At 52.3% G+C, this 1470-nt stretch carries 2 protein-coding genes; both read right to left on the bottom strand.

The annotated features are described in order from the left end of the window. Window positions 1-250, bottom strand: a 250-nt coding sequence (locus HMPREF3101_RS07790; protein ID WP_141737397.1) for a hypothetical protein, incomplete at its 3' end; no start/stop codon positions are given. Between the two features lie 278 nt (window positions 251-528). Beyond that, on the bottom strand, window positions 529-1197 hold the full coding sequence (locus HMPREF3101_RS07785) for a DUF3558 domain-containing protein (protein ID WP_070464123.1): 669 nt from the start codon (window positions 1195-1197) through the stop codon (window positions 529-531). Window positions 1198-1470: the final 273 nt, after the last annotated feature.

Below are 1470 nucleotides of genomic sequence, written 5' to 3'. Positions count from 1 at the left end.
TCATCGGCGGGATGACCGCAGGTGCGTGTGGGTGAAACGGGGTTGCTTTCGCGTTGACCACGTTTAACGATGCGCGCATCTGGCCGGGTGGGGTATCCATTGTTGCATCCAAGGGGATCAACGCGATTTTGTTGAGGATGCGTGCAGACGCTTCATCGGCGTGCTGCATGTTGGTTAAGCTGACTTCGGAAATGTTCGCAGCATCCATCATGTGCGAGCCCAACACCCGGGATGATTGGGGTGCATGCATTGAAGCGATGAGCCCTAATGTCTGGCCCGCTTCACGGTACCCAGTGATATCGAAAAACGTTGCGAGATCGTTTCTTATATCGCCCCTCGTTGGCTGGGCTAGAGATCTTGCTTCGTCTTTCAGCAGTTGGATGCCAGTTGATAGAGCGTCAGGGTCAAGGTATACGTGTTGAGTCACAATAACCCCCATTTATGAATGAATTTACGTGTTGGAAGAAAACCCTAATACGTTGCTGTGAAGAATGGAACCTTTTTGCGTGCACACTTTAGTGGACATCGTTAACGGGCATCGCCAGTGCCGTACTCCAAGAAGAGCTGCTCAACGATCTGAATTGAGAGTTCGCACATCTCTGCTTGGGTTACGTCGTGTGCAAAGCTTCCAGCAGAAGCACCGAAGCCGCCTCGTACTGTGTCTACCTGGACGAAGCAGAAACCTGGCTCGTGATTGTTACCTGCAAATGCGAATAGCTCGGGAATCAGCTCAGAGGTGTACTGCGGGAGCAACAACCTTTGCATATCAATCATTTCGCGGGTGGTGTTTCCGTTGTCGAATCCGGTAGCGATTGCGCGGTCTAACTGCTCATCCGTGCCTTGAATGTAGCAGGATTTCAGCGCACTATTTGGCCGACTCTCGACAGTAATATCAACCCCCGGGAACCCTGCTGCGGCGTATTCCTCTAGGGTGATTTCGGTGCAGGGGTTAAACAGGTCATCGCCAAGTGCGTAAGGGTCGAAGTCGCCGAATTCCAGGAATCCCGAATCGAAGACGAAGCCGCGCGGTTCGGAAGACTCCACTTCCGACTCAACAGGATCCACTCCTGGCTCAACAGTTTCCACTTCCGACTCAGTTTCAGCAGCCCCACCAAGTGATTCGATCTTCCCGCTTGGCACACAAGCACTCAGCATCAGCGCAGCCCCCACGAGCGTTACTAGCGTTTTCTTCAGCACTGCATTTCCCCCTTCGGATTGGTCCTTGTGTCTCAAGTATTCCTGAATTCGCACAGAAGCACGGCAGGATCGCTAGAACCGTTACCCCCGCCTTCCACCCACCAAACCCAAACGGCAGTTACAGGAGCAACACCCGCAACAAAACCCCAGGACAAAGTCTTAAGATCGATACTTAGATTTGTGGTACGTCCACCAAGAACACAACAACTTCATCGCCTATGCGTGATGCAAAGTCATACAAAAACTACTCGCGTGAAGTGATTGCTGTGCCGC

This window comes from Corynebacterium sp. HMSC29G08 (assembly GCF_001806875.1).
Classification (GTDB): Bacteria; Actinomycetota; Actinomycetes; order Mycobacteriales; family Mycobacteriaceae; genus Corynebacterium.
The sequence above is the reverse complement of the archived record's forward strand: the minus strand, read 5'-3'. Positions and strand labels throughout refer to the sequence as shown.